Origin of the sequence: Pseudomonas sp. FSL L8-0168 (assembly GCF_037976155.1) — a bacterium.
In the GTDB taxonomy this organism is placed as follows: domain Bacteria; phylum Pseudomonadota; class Gammaproteobacteria; order Pseudomonadales; family Pseudomonadaceae; genus Aquipseudomonas; species Aquipseudomonas paracarnis.
In genome coordinates this window covers 4,007,906-4,024,272 of record NZ_CP150262.1, presented here as the reverse complement: position 1 = coordinate 4,024,272, position 16,367 = coordinate 4,007,906, and the positions used below count along the sequence as shown (strand labels likewise).

The following is a 16,367-nucleotide window of genomic DNA, read 5'->3' as shown; positions in this document are numbered from 1 at the left end:
CTGACACACCCCCTTCGCGGGCAAGCCCGCTCCCACATTTCTGAACGAGTTCGACGCGCGATTCGGAAGCGCCGCCCCACCTTGTCCCAATCGAAACGATGGTTGTCCAGAACTCGGGAGATGCGCACCCCGTTGCGCTTTTAACCTGCGTCTCTACTTGGCTTTCTGGATTTCTTTGATGGGTTCGCCTTCTTTTTTCCCACGACATGGCCGTCTCTCGCTGCTCGGTGTTGCGGTGGCGTTGTTGGCGGGATGTTCGTCCTGGGTCGCCCATACACCGGCACAGCCCCATCCGGAACGCATCAATGCCCTCAGCCACCTCCCCCAAGGTGTCTCAGCCCAAGCGTTACCTGAACGCTGGTGGCAGTTGTATAACGATCCGAACCTTGATGCGTTGGTGCAAAAGGCGTTGCTGCACAACCGCGACCTGGCGGCGGCCCAGGCCCATGTGCAGGCGATGCTGGCCGGGATCCAGCAGGCCGATGCCGAGCGCTGGCCGTCCACCCAGGCGTCACTGGGTGCCGCTTACGGAAAGACGGCCGATGACCAGACGCTGGCCAAGGCCACCGATAGCCATGCGCCGTCAGAGTGGGCATTCAACCCAGGCTTCGAGCTGGCTTATCAAGTGGATGTCTGGGGCCAGGTTCAGCGCACCATTGAACGTGCCCACGTGCAAACCGCAGCGGCGCAGGATGCCGAAGACTTGCTGCGCATCACAGTCGTGGCGCAAACCACTCGCGCCTATGTGAATGCCTGCGCCCTGGGCGCGCGTGCCAAGGTCCAGCGCCATTCGTTGGACGTGGTCGCGCATAGCCTTGCGTTGACCGATCGCCAGCGCCAGGCCGGTGTGGTGACAGACCTTGAATACAGCCGCATGCAAGCCCTGCAAGGCGAAACCCAGGCGCTGCTGCCGATGTTGGAGGCGCGTCGACAAGCCGCGCTCTACGAATTGGCCATGCTGACGGGCGTCGCTGATCTTGAACAAGGCTCTGGCGCCGCAACGTGTGAAGTGGTGCCACAACTCAATGCCGAGTTACCGGTGGGCGATGGCTGGCAATTATTGGCACGCCGCCCTGACGTCCGGCAGGCCGAGCGCGCGTTGCAGGCGGCCACGCTGCAAGTGGATATCGTCCAGGCCGACCTGTACCCCAAGGTGACGTTCGGTGCTTCAGTGTCCTCCTCGGCCAACAAACCCCATGAGCTGGGGGACAACCGTGCGGTGATGTTCGGCATCGGCCCCCTGATTACCTGGCAGTTCCCTAATTGGCAGGCCAACCGCGCGCGAGTCAAGCAGGCACGGGCACTCGAGCAGGTGGAGGTCGCACAGTTCGAGGCCAGCGTCCTCAAGGCCCTCAAGGAGGTGCGCCAGGCCCTGGCGTTGTACGACGGCGAGCGGCAGCGCCACGCGGCCTTGAGCCGGGCGCTGGACAGCAGCCGCCAAGCCTACAAGTTGGCCCAATTCAACTATGACGCAGGTTCTATCGACTTTCTCGACGTGCTGGACAGTGAGCGAGAACTGATCCGCTTGCAGGCCACGCGCGCCGACGCCGATGGCCAGTTACTGCAACGCCAGATCGGCCTGTTCCGTGCCCTTGGCGGCGGTTGGCAGTCCGGCGCCGTCGAAACCCCGGCCGCTGCGCCCACCCATGCGTCCATCCCTTCTTCCGGTACCCAGCCATGAATATCGCCGTTGATGAAAAAACTGCAGTCCAGGACGAGCAGGAGAATGTGCTCGAGCAACTCATGCATGCGCGTAAGCAACGGCGAAAAAGGAACCTGATCCTGCTGGGCGGCGCCGCGCTGTTGATCGCGGCGGTGGTGTTCGGCGTGTATTGGATGACCGTCGGCCGCTACCTGGAGCAGACCGATGATGCGTATGTGCGGGCCGACTGGATTCCCATCAGCCCGAAGGTCTCAGGCTACGTGGCCGAGGTGATGGTAGAGGACGATCAGCCGGTCAAGGCGGGGGATGTGCTGGTGCGCATCGAGGACCGTGACTACCAGGCCCGTTTGGCACAAGCCCGCGCAGAACTGGCCGAGACCCAGGCCTCGGTGGCGGCGCAAGAGGCCAACTTGAAAGTCACTGACAGCCTGATCGCCCAGCAAAAGGCCGGCGTTGCCCAGGCTGAGGCTCACGCCCGCAGTGTGGCCGCTGAATTGCGCCGCGCAAGTCTCGACCAGCGTCGCTACGAAGGTTTGGTGCGCGAACACGCCGCCAGCGCACAGCGTCTGGAAACGGCCGCCGCCAGTTACACCCAGGCCAACGCTGCGGTGGAAATTGCCAAAGCGATGCAGCTGCAACAGGAAACCCGCTTGACCGTGGCCGTCACCCGCCGCCAACTGGCCCAGGCCTCGCTCCAGCAACAGATAGCCCGGCGCAGCCAGGCTGAGGCGCAGTTGAACCTGGCGACGCATGCCCTGGAAGACACCTTGATCCGCTCACCCATTGACGGTGTGGTGGGGCAGCGCAAAGTGCGTACCCGCCAATACGTCGCGCCAGGGTTGCCGCTGCTGGCGGTGGTGCCCTTGCAGCAGGCTTACGTCGTGGCCAACTACAAAGAAACCCAATTGCGCGATATGCGTGCCGGCCAACCGGTGGATATCAGCGCCGACAGTTATTCGGGACGCAAGCTCAAAGGCCATGTGGTGAGCTTCTCGCCAGGCTCTGGAGCGGTGTTCGCACTGTTGCCGTCGGATAACGCCACCGGCAACTTCACCAAGATCGTGCAACGCTTTCCAGTGAAAATCGTCATTGATGAGCATGACGAAGGCGGACCTATCCTGCCGGGCATGTCGGTCATCACCACGGTGGACACCCGCCCAGATAAGCAGGGCGCTGCACATGACTGAATCGGCTGAAAAGAGCGTCTCCTTTCGCGCCTGGGTGGCCGTGATCGGTGGGCTGTTCGGTTGTTTCATGGCCGGCATGAACGTGCACGTGACCAGCGCCGCGCTGCCGGAGATCGAAGGCTCCCTGGGGGCGACGTTCGAAGAAGGCTCGTGGATTTCCACCGCCTACCTGGTCGCGGAAATCGTCATGATCCCGCTGACCGCCTGGTTGGTGCAGGTGTTCTCTCTGCGGCGTGTGATGCTCGTGGGCTCGTTTGTGTTTTTGGTGGCGTCCATTGCCTGCTCCTGGGCGCCCAACCTGCAAGTGATGATCATCATTCGGGTGATCCAGGGCGCCGCCGGCGCAGTGCTGATTCCCTTGTCATTCCAGCTGATCATCACTGAACTGCCGCCCAGCAAGATCGCGATGGGCATGGCCTTGTTCGCGCTGTCCAACAGCGTCGCCCAGGCCGCCGGGCCGTCCATTGGTGGCTGGCTGACCGATGCCTATTCCTGGCGCTGGATCTTTTACCTGCAACTGGCCCCCGGCATTCTCTTGCTGTTGGCGGTGGCATGGTCGATCGATGCCAAGCCCATGCAGTTGAGCCTGCTCAAACGCGGCGATTGGGGCGGGATCATCGCCATGATCGTCGGCCTGGGTGGCTTGCAGATCGTGCTGGAAGAAGGTGGCCGCAAGGACTGGTTTGGCTCCGATTTCATTGTGTGGATGTCACTGGTGGCCGGCGTGGCCCTGGTGTACTTCGTGCTGTCGCAGTTGTATGGCAGTCGCTCCTTCATCAACCTGCGCCTGCTCAAGAGCTACAACTTCGGCGTGGCCAGCGCAGCGATGTTCATCTTTGGCGGGGCGACTTTCGGCCTGGTGTTCCTGGTGCCCAATTACCTGTCCCAACTACAGGGCTACAACGCCCGGGAGATTGGCATCAGCCTGATCGCCTACGGCATGGTGCAACTGGTACTGGCGCCGTTCATGCCACGCCTGATGCAGTGGCTCAACCCGAAACTGATGGTCGCCAGTGGCTTTTTCATCATGGCCCTGGGGTGCTACCTCGGCGCGCACCTGGACGTGGACAGCGCCGCCAACGTGATTATTCCGTCCACCGTGGTACGGGGCATCGGGCAGCCGCTGATCATGGTGGCGCTTTCCGTGCTCGCGGTGTCTGGCCTGGCCAAAGATGAAGCCGGCTCCGCCTCGGCCTTGTTCTCCATGCTGCGCAACCTGGGTGGTGCCGTGGGTACCGCGGGCCTGACGCAGATCGTGGCCATGCGCGAGCGCTTTCACTCTGAGCGGGTAGGGGAGTCGATCACGCTGTTTTCCCCGTCCTTTCAGGAGCGCCTGCGCGCCAGCATGGCTGACAGCGAGGCTTTTATCTTCAACCAGCTATTACCCGCTCAACAGCAGGTCCTTGAGGGCTTGATCCACACCGTGCGTCGTGAGGCGTACCTGATGGCCTACAGCGATGCGTTTTATGTGTCCTGTATTGCGTTGATCGTGTGCGGGGTAGCAGCCTTGGCATTACGGCAGTCAGCCAAGAGCGGATAACCACGTCAAGCAGGTGTTGAACTTGTACAGCCCACTGCATTTGGTAGGCGCCCACTATCCGCCCTTCGGAAAAAAGGAGCTCTCTCATGCAACAACCCGATACCCTGGTTCGCAACCCGGTGGGCAACCCTGTCGTCGCCAGCGTCAGCGTGAAGGGCGATGCTCGCAGTGTGTGGAATGTCGTCGGAGATTTCGCCGGTTTCGCGAAGTTTATTCCGGCCTTGTCCCATATCGAGATGACGGGCGAGGGCGTGCGTTCGGTACGCAAAAAGCTGTTCAAGGACGGCAATGTGGTGATCGAGCAACTCAACAGCCATGACGACCAAGCCATGACCATGACCTGGTCACTGATCTACACCTCGCTGAACATCGGCAACCTGTGGGCGCTGATGGAGGTGGTGCCACAAGGCCCGAACCAGAGCCTGGCGACCTGGACCATCATTGGTCAGCCCTACACGGGCGGCAAGGAAGACGTACCGGCGTTCGAAGCCTTCCTGCAAGGCTTTGCCGATGACGCGATGAAGAACGTACAGGCACTCTTCAACTGACATGACGCGCAGGGTGGCACGCTGAGAATGTGCCTAGGTAGGAGCGAGCTTGCTCGCGAAAAACCTGAGGGCGCCGCGTACTCTCAACATGCCAGCGTCATCGTTAACGTCTTTCGCGAGCAAGCTCGCTCCTACAGTGGGGTGGGCCTTCCCCGACAGTGCCCACCGTTTATGGTTTTGGAAAGGTCTCGGGTTTATAAGTAAAAGCCCACCATTTAAACGGATTCCAATGGGGGTTTTTCTTTGCCGGTTTGAAGTTTCTGTTTTTTGCCATTTCTCGGGAGACGTATTTTTCCGCTTCGGATCTGGCCAATGCCTTATCAGCGTCAGTCAGTGGAGTGTTCTGATTTTTTTTCAGGGTGTCCAGATAGATATTTTCTACTTTTACAATCGCAGCATTTATATCTTCCGGTACTAGGTTGGCGGTGAGGGTGCCGCTATAGCCCTTGACAGGGCGCCCTATGAGCTTCTGAAACTCCGCCGCGAAGGACGCATCTCCACCACTTGCAGAGTCACATGACAGTAGTCTTACGTTGTCAAACGTTTCCGGGTAAATGCCCGAGTCATGAAGTGTCTGAAGTAACTCTTGTGGCGTATTGAGTTTTCCGTTGTATGAAACTTTCGAGATGCCAGTAGCCGGGTCGACGCTTCCGTGCACCAGGATGTTGAGTCGTTCTTGACGGCCGTTTTTGTTGAAGTCGGTAAATGTATAAAGTTTTTCGTCAAGGGAATTTAGCTCGTTAAGCTCTCCACTTAGTACTACGTTTTTATCCACAGTGGAAAAAAGCGCTTCGCCGGTCGGTAAGTTCTCTACGGATGTCAGAAGTGAGCGCTTACTGTTTGGTATTTCGATTGTCGGAGGGACACCTTCACTGACGTGTGGTGTATCCGGTTCGCTTGGTGCGGTATTGGCGACGGAGGACACGTCGCTGTCATTCGCGGCGTTTACTTTCCTCACGAAATCAAAACGGTTGCTTTGCTCATTGTATTTCCAGCCGTAATGTTCGCTGCCAGCGATAGTCGATGCGGAGGGTGCTTCGCCCAACCCAGCCTCAGCTCCAAATGGTGTGAGTTCGTGCGCCAGCTGCAAGCCCGATATCACTGCAGCCGCTGTGCCGCCAACACGATCGTCGGCGGTCATACCATAAATGGAATCATGGGTACCGAAGACAATATTGCCCGCGTTTCCAAGGATGGGCACATAGCCGAAGGTGCGCCCCCATAATTCTTTGGCTTCCTTCCACGTTTGCTTCGAGGAACCAAATACCTCTGTTTGATCGGCCCACACGGCATTGTTGGCGTTGATCTTTTGATAATTGCTGGCAATACCAGAGTTCAGATCTCCAAATTTTAAATGGTAGGTTTTCTTTCGCGATTGAGTGTAATTAAATAACTCTCTAACCGGAATCTGTTTGTCGCTGAGTAGATTTTTGCGTCCCGGATAGTGCGCATGATTACCCTCAATCAAATTTTCGAGCACACTGCTCGCTGATGGCCAATGAGCATCCTTTCCGCCTTGTCTGTCTTCGGCGTTAAAGCTGGCTTTTAAGGCATCACGGTTGTCTTTGGCCCAACGAGCAAAATCATCGTCTCCGCGTATTTCGCTGACTGTGCCGTTCTTCAAGTCGAGCATCAGGCCTTGATTGGGGCGGGTGTCATAATTGCCGTGATAGTTGACATAAGGAATAAACGCATACCCGGCCAGTGGATAACCGTATATGTTGGGTATGACGACATTTCCCTTATTGTCTAGCGTGCGTTCAACGGCTGATCGGCCTTCAGGCGATAGCATTTTATACGCATCTTTGTCGTTACGCAGGCCTTGCAAAGTTCCCAGCACAACATAAGCATCGGCTTTTCCCGAGTGCTTCGCCAATTCGCCCGTCTCGTCGCTCATGGTGGAGGCGACATCATCTTGCCAATGATTTTGTAGCTTCGCACCCAGCGCTTCCAGATCGTTGATCTTGCTCCGGTCTTGCGGCTTGATTTCCATGGTCTGGAAGTTGAGCAGGCCACCTCCCGGTGGTTTATCGTGCTTAAGAGCACCGGCTGCAATTTCCCATGCAAAATAGGTGCGTGTATCGGTGTTGGTCTCGACTTCCGGCTTCCATTTTCCAACGTAACTTTTGAAGGTTACAGTGATTTTTTCATGCGGGTCGAACCCGGCAGCCAATAACCCGCCGCTGAAATAACCGGCAGGCTCCAGGAACGGGCGAGTTTTCTGGAACCTGATATTACTTTCGTTTTCTTCACCGCTTTCTTCTATTTTCTTGATTTGCGTGACAACACGGTCGGCGTAAGCGTCAATCCTCTGTAGCTGTTCCTGGTGCGTATAACTTGCTGTGGGAGGGGAAACGCTGACAGAGCCATAAATGACTCCCTTGGCGAAATCTAACTCATGGTCGGGGGCGGGCGCAGGGATCGTTTTTTGTCCCAGCCCCAGCTTTTTATCTTCCGAGGCGCTCGGCGCGCCCGCAAGTGTATTTTCGACTGGCGGTGCATCGTCAATTGCCCGAGTGGAGCGACGGTGTTCAGCATTTGTTGTATGGGGATAGTTGCTGAGTGGCTGTGGCACGGGCGAGAATATATTCATTGCTGGGTCACTTTATTTATATGAGATCAACGATATAGCTTTAAACGCAGTCGTTCGGCGGGCGTGTGTGCACTGCACTAACATGCCATACCCTTTTAACGGGCTCACTGTTTAACCTCTGTTTATGGTTATAGACGCCAAAGGGAAGCGCTGAATTTTCTGGTGCGTCCGTCTGTCGAGCTTATTTTCTCTTGTTTGAAAATATCCGCATGAGGTTAGTTTTTTGTTGGGTGGTTGAGGTCTGTGAAAGGTTCCACTTTCTGGGTGTGCTTTGTTTGTAAGAACGCGATCATAAGGACCAACCTACAGCGACCCGAGAAAAAGCGTACAACTGAGCGCGCCGGCTGGCACGCTGAGAATGTGCCTGTGGAGCGAGCTTGCTCGCGAAAAACCTGAGGGCGCCGTGTACTCCAAGCATGCCAGCGTCATCGTTAACGTTCTTCGCGAGCAAGCTCGCTCCTACAGTGGGGTGGCTTTACCCTTTAGTTGATGGCCTGATCAATCCCCGCCTGCAAGGCCTGGCTCTCACTGTGCCCACCCGCTCGCAGCGGGCCCAGATTTAAAGCTTGGTCCTTGCGCGTGGCGTCGTCGTGTTTCTGGGTCAGTTCGTCCTTGGCGCCCAGGGCCAGGTTGACCGGTGACTTCGAAACGTTCAGCCCGACATCGGCACGGTAGTCGCTGCCGGCCAGTGTGGTTGCAGTCACCTTGGAGCCACCCAGCTCAACCTTGCCATTGGGCGCACTGATCCGCGCGCCCGTGAGCTGGGTATCACCCTTCACCAGCAGGTTGACGCCGTGGCCTGCGCGAATGCCTGACGCCTGGGTGACGCTGTCCTTGACCACATGGCTGACATCCAGATACAGGGTCGGGGTGTAGCTGGTGTTGCCGCTCTTGTCGCCGAACAACACGCTTTCGGCGGTGTTGGCCACCTTGCTGCCGGTGGTGTCTTTGCCACTGACGGTGTAGCTGTCGCTGGTTTTTGGCCAGACCTTATCCTTGAAGCCAGACAGGCGTGTGCCCAGGGCGTCGGTCTTGTCTGCAAGGTAAGCCTTGGCCTTGTCCACGCGAGTACCGAAGGCGCCACGGGGTTGCGGGTTCACGTCGTAGCTGCCACTGCGGGTAAGTTTTTCGCCCAGGCGTTCCTTGGCATTGACCACGCTGTTGACCACGCTGTCCTTGGCCGAAGCCAGGTGCCCGGTGCCTTTGTCTACGACGTTCTCCAGCTTGTCGCGATGCTTGTCGAACGCACCTTCAGCCTTGGCTTGTACCTTGTCCTTCAGGGGGCCGCTGGTTTTGGCCAGCTTATCCACCACCCCCGGCTGGTTCTTCTCGACATCCAGCCTGGCGTCAACATTCACCTGGGTGCTGTTGACGTGGTCCTTGCGGCTTTCGACGACGAGGTCGCCGCCCACCGTGCCGTGCACCTTGTCGGCGTCGATACGCGCTCCGGCCAGATGGGTATCGCCGGCACTGTTGAGGGTGACGTCACCCGCCGTGATCACGCTGTTGTGCTGCGTGATGCCTTGCAAGTGATCCACATCGACCTTGGCCCGCGCATTGATGCCGCGCTGGGTCTTGGGTGTCTCATGTTCACCGGCGTCGGCCAAGGTGGTTTTGCCGATGCTGGCGCCTGCGCCCAGGGTCACGCCCCAGCTGTTATGGGCCTGGGTCGATTGTGAGGACTCTTGCAGGATGCCGCCGTTTTGCGCATCCAGGCTAACGCTGGCTGCGCTGACCTGAGTGCCCTGCAAGTGGATGGCATCGGTTGCCTCAGCGCCACTGGCGAGGCTGACCTTGCCGCTGCTGTGCAATTGCCCGACGACCGCGCTCTTGTCGTTCTCCGCCACTTTACCAATATTGAAATTGGCGCTGAGGCTGCCGGTCTTGCTGCTGCTTTCGGCGCTGCTGGTCTTGCCGGCACCGAGGGTCAGACCGCCGCCCAGGTTGCTGCCGTTGCTGACGTGGCTGTCGGTGGCGGCTTGCAGGTCCAGCTTGCCGCCGGCATTGAGGCTGATATCGCCAGCCTTTGCGCCCGTGCTGCCGATCTGCGTGCCTTGCAGGGTCATGTCTGCGCCGCTGCTGAACTGAACGGGGCCGCTGCCTTGAATGGTCGCGACCTGTGCCTGGCTGTTCTGGGTGTCCAGGCGCTTGTTATCCAACTGCACGCCGGCACCGAGGTTGATGTTGCTGCCATTCGCACCGGGCGCGGTGCCCACCGTCAGTGAGCCGTTGCCGCGCAGCGTGCTGCTGTTTTTGCTCTGGGTGTTGGTGGCCTGGTTGAGCGCCAGCTCACCGCCGGTCTTGAGGTTGACCCCTGCCTGGCCGCCGTCGAACTGGCTGCCTTCATAACGGGCATCGCCCTTGGCTTCGATGCTCACGCCTTGGCTGGCCACATAGCTGCCGACCACCGCCGTGCTGCTGGACTCGCGCACATCGCTGCTGCCGCCCAGGCCACTGCCGCGCACATTCAGGTCTTCACCGGTGGTTGTATAGACCCGCACGCCAGCCTTGGCGTCCACGCTTTGCCCGCTGCTGCTGTGGGTGTTGGCCGCTGCCGTGGCCAGGTGCTCGCCGGCCTTGATGTTCAGCCCGCCCTCGGTGGCGCGGTACTGGGTGCCCTCGTCCTGCAACGTGCCGGCTGCATTGACCTGCACCGCGGCGCCACTGAACTGGCTGACCACGGCGGTGCTGTCTTGCGTTGTGCCGGTTTTGTTCGTGTGCCCGACTTCCACATCCAGGCCGACATTGGGTTGCTCGAACGCGTCCAGCAAACCGGGCTGATGGAACTTGGCCTGGGCCACGCCCTCGACGGCTTTTTCGATCGGGCGGGTAATGCCTTTGTATTCCACATTGGCGCCAACATCGGCGGTCCAGCCGTTTTCCTTGTGGGTGCTGGTCTCGGTGGAATGGGCAGCCTGGTTGTCGATCTGACCCGCGTTGACCTGCAGTTCGGCGCCGGCCTTGGCCTGTGCACCCTCGCTGGTGAAGGTGTTGCCAGCGTTGATGGTCAGCTTGCCGGTCGCGGCCACGGTGCTGGTTTGCGCGGTGGTTTTTTCAGTGGTGTCTTGGCTGCTTTGGTGGCTGAACTGAGCGCCACTGCCTGCCCGATCAATGCCGCCGGTGTAGTAGAAACTGCCGCCGGTGGTGGTGGTGTCGACGGCTTCGGTGCGCTTGTCGTGGGCGGCCAACAGCTCGACGTTGTTGCCGCTCAGGGTGGCATCGCCTGCGGTTGCCTTGAGGTCCGAACCCTGGATGCTCACATCGCCACCGGCCTTTACTACGACACTGCCGCCCTTGAGGCTGGAACCCTGCTGCTGGGTGGTGTCGGTCTTGCGGGTTTGCTGCTGGTCTTCATAGCTCAACCCCGCACGGTACTGGCGGCTGACGCTCTCGGTTTCCTTGGCGTAGCCATCGAAGCCACGGCTATGGGTGCGAGTGGTGTCGTGGGTGGTGTTCTCGGCGGCAACGACCTTGATATCGCCCTTGGCATCCGCTTGCAGTTCACCCGCGGCGGATACCTGGGAGCCACTGACGGTGATGTCCTTGGCACTTTGCAGCTTGAGGTTGCTGTCCGAGCGCAGGTTGCTGGCAACCACGGTGCTGTCCTTGAGGTTCTTGCGGCTTTCATCCTTGGAGATACCGAAGAACTTGCTGTCATTGCTGTAGCGGTTGTCGTGGGAGCTGTCCTGGACGCCGTCGATCACCAGCGAGCCTTTGTCACTGATGACGCTGGCCTGTTTGCCGCCTCGGGCCTGGCTGCCGCTGATGCGCACGTCGTCGGCCTTGACGATCAGCTTGCCGTCGGCGTTGACCTTGCTACCAGTGTTCGACGTCTTGCCCTGGTTACCGTCGCCTTGCTTGCCGAAGAAGCTGCCACCGGTGAGGTCGCCGGAGTAGGCATTGTCGCTGCTGCTCTGGGTACGGCTGGCGCTGGCGATTTCCACGTGCCGGGCGGCCAGTTGGATATCGCCGGGGGTTTTCAGCTCGGCGCCTTGCACTTGCAGCTTCTGTTGGCTGGTCAGCTCCAGTGTCTTTCCGGCCTTGAGGCTGCTGGTGATGCTGCGTTGTTCGCTGCTGGATTTATCCCAGTTGGCTTTCCACAGGTGCTTGCGATGGTTGCCTTGGTCGCGGGTTTCATGGGTTTCGGTGGCGGCGTTAACGTGCAGGTTGGCACCGCTGTCGACGCGCAGAGTGTTGCCCGCTTCCACATGGCTGGCTTTGATCTCGGTGTTGGCACCGGAAGACAGCGCCGCATCCTGTTGCGCCACAACCTTGTTGCCGTGCTGGCGCGAGTCTTTGTCGGTGGTGGTGCGGTCGTAGGTTTCGTAGGTGAACAGGAAGTTGCTGTTGTTCCACTGTTCACGCTTTTCCTGGAGCTTGCGGCTTTCCAGGCTGCTGAGGGTCAGGTTGCGGCTGGCGTCGAGTTTGACGTTGCGCCCGCTGACGTCGGTGGCGGCCAGGTTCAGGTCCTTGGCGCTGTGCAAGTCGACATCGCCCTGGCGGCTGTGCACGCTGGCGCGGGTGGCGTCGAGGCTGTCGGCATGCACCTGGCCGCTGATGTCGAGGTCGCCGGCCGAACTGATCTTCACCCCGTCAGTGCCTTGCGCCTGCACACCGCCCACACGCACACCGGCGCCCTCGGCGGTGCTGATGATGTTGATGCGCCCGGCCTGCATGGCGCCGAACAGGCGTGCGTCGATGCGTTGGTCCTGGGTCTTGCTGGCCGGGTCGATCTGGCGCACTTGCCCGCTGGCGAAATCGACCTGATTACGGCCCACCGTGAGGTTCAATTGATCGCGGGCGCTGAGGCGACCTTCGCTGTCGATGCGCGGCGCGATCAGGTTGATAGAGCCCTCGCGGTTGTGCAGGCCCTGGCCTTGCACTGTCAGTTGGCCGTTGGCATCGCGGGTGCTCAAGGCTTGCAGCTTGCCGTCGTTGAGTTCAGGGCGGCCGACCACCAGGTTGGCATTGGGCGTGTTGATGAAACTGCCGCCATTCACCGAAATGCCGTTAGGGTTGGCCAGCACGTAATCGGCTGCCTGGCCAAAAATCTCCTGGGCGCCGTTGAGGGTCGAGGCGTTGCGGCTGATCACTTCATTGAGGATCACGCTCGCCGCCTGGCCCTGGAACTGCGGGTTGGCTGCCAACTGCCCGGCGAGTTGGGACTGGCCAGCCTGCAAGGCGTTGTTCAGCACCAGGCCCTGGCGGTCGACGTTGTAGTCCAAAAACTGGTTATGGGACAGGCCACCGGCGTTCGGCGCGACGATGTTGACGATGGGTACACCGCCCTGGTTTTGCAGTTGCGGCGTGCCGCCAGGGCCTTCGACGACGGTCAAGCCTGCGGCGAGCGCGAGTTGCGGCAGCAGGAACAGGCTGGCGATGGCCCAGCGCAGTTTGCCCTGGGGTGAAAGGTGGAAGCTGTGTGGAGTAGTCGGCATAAATAATCTCGCTCTGTGTTGGCTGATCCACGACGCGCGTTGTTCGTTGCAACGCTGCTGGAGTGGCCAGGTACGGCGGTGACTCAGGCAAAAAACGGGTGTGAGCTCATATCTGCACGCTAAGGCGCGTCAGCCAGACCTCCGGCTCCTGGCGAAAACCTGTAGGGGTGTTGAGGTTGCGTTGGTAGTCGACGTCGAGCTGCACGTTCTTCCAGCTCAGGTTGAGCCCCGCGCTGGCGCCGCTCAGGCGTTGGCTCCGGGCACCGTGTTCGTGCTTGACCCAGCCGTTGTCCAGGCCCAGGCGCGGGGTGAGCTTCACCGGCAAGTCAGTATTGAGCGGCAGGCGCAAAGTGTTGCGCCATACCGTGCCAATGGCACCGGAAGTACTGTTTTCGCGGTAGCCGCGCACGGCCGAGTCGTCGGTGATCAGCAGTTGTTCGATGGCGGGCAATGCATCCGGGCTGTACTGCACCGATAACTGGCTTTGCCACTGCCACGGCTGCGCTGCCCATTGGCCGTTGCGCCATTGGGTGAGGTTGGCGCGGTACTTTTGAAACTGCGCCTTGGGCTGGTTTTTCTGCACTTGGCTGGCATCGCGATCGGCGCCGAACCAGGTCAGGCCCTGGGCGTAGTTGACGTCCAGGTTCCACACCGCACTGTTGAGCCAGAACAGGTTCAGGCCCGCTTCGGCCACGGTCAGCGTCGGGCTCTGGATGTCCAGGTGTACCTTTTGCAGGTAGCTGTCGACGTCTTTGTAGGCCAGTTGCAGGTTGGCGCTCAGTTGGTGGCCCTGGTCGCGCCACAGCACACGGTCGCTGCGCAGGCTGACTTGATCGGTGCGGCCACTGTTGTAGAACGTGGCGCGGCTGAGCTTGAACGGCGAGCGGTATTCGGCATGGCTGGCGAACAGGCTGTAGGTCCAGTAACCGTAGGGGATCGAGTAGAACAGGCTGTGGCTGCGGCTGTAGCGCGGCCCATGGTTGAGCGTGTCGCTGAAGCTCAGGTTGAGCGAGTCGTTGATTTGCAGCGGGCTGTCCAGGCTCAAGTTGATTGCATTGCGATCCCGCCCGGTGCCGGCGCTGCCGAGGTTATCCACCCCCAGGCCCAGGGCCCAGCGCGAGGCGCTGCTGCGCGTGCGCAGGATGATGCGCGAGGCGCCCGCTGTGCTGCCTGGGGCGATGTCGGCGGTGAGGTCGACCGAGCGTAGGCGGTTGAGCTGGTCCAGGCCCTGTTCCAGGTCTCGCAGGTTCAGTGGTTTGCCGAGCATGCCGGGGAATGCCCCGCCCAATGACACCGGCAGGCTCTGGTCGGCCAGCTCGATGGTCTCCAGGTAGCCTTCTTCGACGCGAATATCCAGCGGCTGCCCGGCGGTGGGTGCACTGATCAGGTAGGGGCGGCTGGCGATATAACCGGCCTCGACATACAGCCGGGTGATCTCGGCCAGCAGGCGGTTGATCTGGGTGACGCCCATGCAAGGCGCCACGTAGGGCTCGATGTGTTTGTCCAACTCGGCACGGCTGAACAGCGTGACCCCGGCCAGGCGCGTACCGCTCAAGGGCCAGCAGTGTTCATCCCTGGCGATGTCCGTGGGCAAGGCGGGTATGGCCGCTGGTGTACCGAAGCTGCCGCGTTGCATCTGGCGTTGGCGCTGCTCCAGGTGTAATTGCTGCAGGTCGCGTTGCTGTTGTTGCTGCAAGCGCAGGGCTTCCTGGCCTGGCTGCGGCACCTCGGCGCCAGCCACGGGCAGCGCCCACAGGCAGAGCAGGGCGATACCCAGATTACGGATACAACACAAGTGTCCGGTTGAGAGCTGATTTGGCACTCGACATCCTTAACGTAGAAATACACACGATCCATACCGTTTGAGCCAGCGTTGAACTCAGCGGTAGTTGCCCTACTTGAGTGAGTGGTCGACGGTTTGTTACATCGCTGTAGGATTTATTACACAAGACGTAAGAAAAATCGCGTAATTCAGTGCTTAAATGCACAAAATTAGGACGCGCCAGGGTGTGGGGGCCTGATATTCCTGATTTTTCAGGCGTGTGGGAGGGAAAGGGGCGGTTTTGATTGTTGTGCAGGCATCGCCTAATCGGCGTGTCGCGGCCAGGGATCGGGCACTTGGCCGGGTCACCAGATTAGGCTTTTGAATCCATTGGATATTCTGTAGCCTTGCGCAGCTTTAAGCTTTACCCGTGCTTGATGAACAAAAACACTTCGTCCGGCGGCGCCCGAAGGGCTCCTGAGCCGGTGGTACACTCGACTTTCGCGCTACTGCGCCTGCAGGTCTTGCGAACATGACGCACATTTCCGAACGCCTACTGGTTCAAGCTCACCTCGACGCCAAGCAGCCCAAGGTGCTCAGCGCTGCCGAAGAGGCGAGCCTGCGAACCGCCATTGCCGCCGAGCTCAAGGCTCAGGACGCGGTGTTGGTTGCCCACTTTTATTGCGACCCGGTGATTCAGGCCCTGGCCGAAGAAACCGGTGGCTGTGTTTCCGACTCCCTGGAGATGGCGCGCTTCGGTGCCGCCCACCCTGCCAAGACCGTACTGGTGGCTGGCGTGCGTTTCATGGGGGAGACCGCCAAGATCCTCACGCCTGAAAAACGCATCCTGATGCCGACCCTGGAAGCCACCTGCTCCCTGGACCTGGGTTGCCCGGTGGATGAGTTTTCCGCGTTCTGCGATCAACACCCCGAGCGCACCGTGGTGGTGTACGCCAACACCTCGGCGGCGGTCAAAGCCCGGGCGGATTGGGTGGTGACCTCCAGCTGCGCGCTGGAAATCGTCGAAAGCCTGATGGACAACGGCGAGACCATTATCTGGGGCCCGGACAAACACCTGGGCACCTACATCCAGCGCCAGACCGGTGCCGACATGCTGCTGTGGGACGGTGCCTGCATCGTCCACGAAGAGTTCAAGTCCAAGCAGCTCGAAGACATGAAGGCGCTCTACCCGGATGCGGCGATCCTGGTGCACCCGGAGTCACCGACTTCGGTGATCGAACTGGCGGACGCGGTGGGTTCCACCAGCCAGCTGATCGCCGCAGCGCAACGCTTGCCGAACAAAACCTTTATCGTCGCCACCGACCGCGGCATCTTCTACAAGATGCAGCAGCTGTGCCCGGACAAAGTCTTCGTCGAAGCGCCTACCGCCGGTAACGGTGCAGCCTGCCGCAGTTGCGCGCACTGCCCGTGGATGGCGATGAATACGCTGGAGCGCACGTTGCAATGCCTGCGCGAGGGCAGTAATGAGATCTTCGTGGAACCGGCGGTGATTCCGCAGGCCGTACGGCCGCTCAAGCGCATGCTCGACTTTACCCAGGCAGCACGGTTGAAACTGGCCGGCAACGCCTGATCCTCAGGCTGAGACAAATCAAAATGTGGGAGCTGGCTTGCCTGC

The 16,367-nt window shown here is 60.0% G+C and carries 8 protein-coding genes and 2 pseudogenes; 5 read left to right on the top strand and 5 right to left on the bottom strand.

Annotated elements, in window-relative coordinates; translation table 11 throughout:
- The first annotated feature begins 178 nt into the window (after positions 1–178).
- The 4 genes from MHH62_RS18405 (at position 179) to MHH62_RS18390 (ending at position 4,938) form a co-directional block, all read left to right on the top strand.
- The gene (locus MHH62_RS18405; protein ID WP_201914378.1) at positions 179–1,681 is read left to right on the top strand and encodes a TolC family protein; all 1,503 of its coding nucleotides are present in this window, start codon (positions 179–181) and stop codon (positions 1,679–1,681) included.
- The gene (locus tag MHH62_RS18400; RefSeq protein WP_201914381.1) at positions 1,678–2,850 is read left to right on the top strand and encodes an HlyD family secretion protein; all 1,173 of its coding nucleotides are present in this window, start codon (positions 1,678–1,680) and stop codon (positions 2,848–2,850) included. The genes MHH62_RS18405 and MHH62_RS18400 overlap by 4 nt, the downstream gene beginning before the upstream one ends.
- A complete protein-coding gene (locus MHH62_RS18395; protein WP_339231590.1) occupies positions 2,843–4,390 on the top strand; it encodes an MDR family MFS transporter in 1,548 nt (515 codons plus the stop codon). The genes MHH62_RS18400 and MHH62_RS18395 overlap by 8 nt, the downstream gene beginning before the upstream one ends.
- Positions 4,391–4,476: 86 nt before the next feature.
- Positions 4,477–4,938 carry an SRPBCC family protein gene (locus MHH62_RS18390; RefSeq protein ID WP_038451330.1) on the top strand — a complete coding sequence of 154 codons (462 nt, stop codon included), beginning with the start codon at positions 4,477–4,479 and terminating at the stop codon, positions 4,936–4,938.
- A 36-nt stretch (positions 4,939–4,974) separates the two neighbouring features.
- Here the strand turns inward: MHH62_RS18390 and MHH62_RS18385 are convergent.
- The 5 genes and pseudogenes from MHH62_RS18385 to MHH62_RS18365 all read right to left on the bottom strand — a co-directional run.
- A pseudogene (locus MHH62_RS18385) lies at positions 4,975–5,061 on the bottom strand (outer membrane lipoprotein carrier protein LolA); the annotation flags it as partial.
- A gap of 46 nt (positions 5,062–5,107) precedes the next feature.
- On the bottom strand, positions 5,108–7,531 hold the full coding sequence (locus MHH62_RS18380) for a hypothetical protein (RefSeq protein WP_073452656.1): 2,424 nt from the start codon (positions 7,529–7,531) through the stop codon (positions 5,108–5,110).
- 367 nt (positions 7,532–7,898) lie between these two features.
- Positions 7,899–7,982 (bottom strand): annotated as a pseudogene (locus MHH62_RS18375) (outer membrane lipoprotein carrier protein LolA); the annotation flags it as partial.
- Between the two features lie 31 nt (positions 7,983–8,013).
- Positions 8,014–12,969, bottom strand: a complete 4,956-nt coding sequence (locus MHH62_RS18370) for a hemagglutinin repeat-containing protein (RefSeq protein ID WP_339231588.1) — start codon at positions 12,967–12,969, stop codon at positions 8,014–8,016.
- A 106-nt stretch (positions 12,970–13,075) separates the two neighbouring features.
- Positions 13,076–14,746, bottom strand: coding sequence for a ShlB/FhaC/HecB family hemolysin secretion/activation protein (locus tag MHH62_RS18365; protein ID WP_339233037.1), 1,671 nt, complete (start codon positions 14,744–14,746; stop codon positions 13,076–13,078).
- Between the two features lie 517 nt (positions 14,747–15,263).
- Between MHH62_RS18365 and nadA the strand changes: the two genes are divergently transcribed.
- Positions 15,264–16,322, top strand: coding sequence for a quinolinate synthase NadA (gene nadA / locus MHH62_RS18360; protein ID WP_003193840.1), 1,059 nt, complete (start codon positions 15,264–15,266; stop codon positions 16,320–16,322).
- The last annotated feature ends 45 nt before the right edge of the window (positions 16,323–16,367 follow it).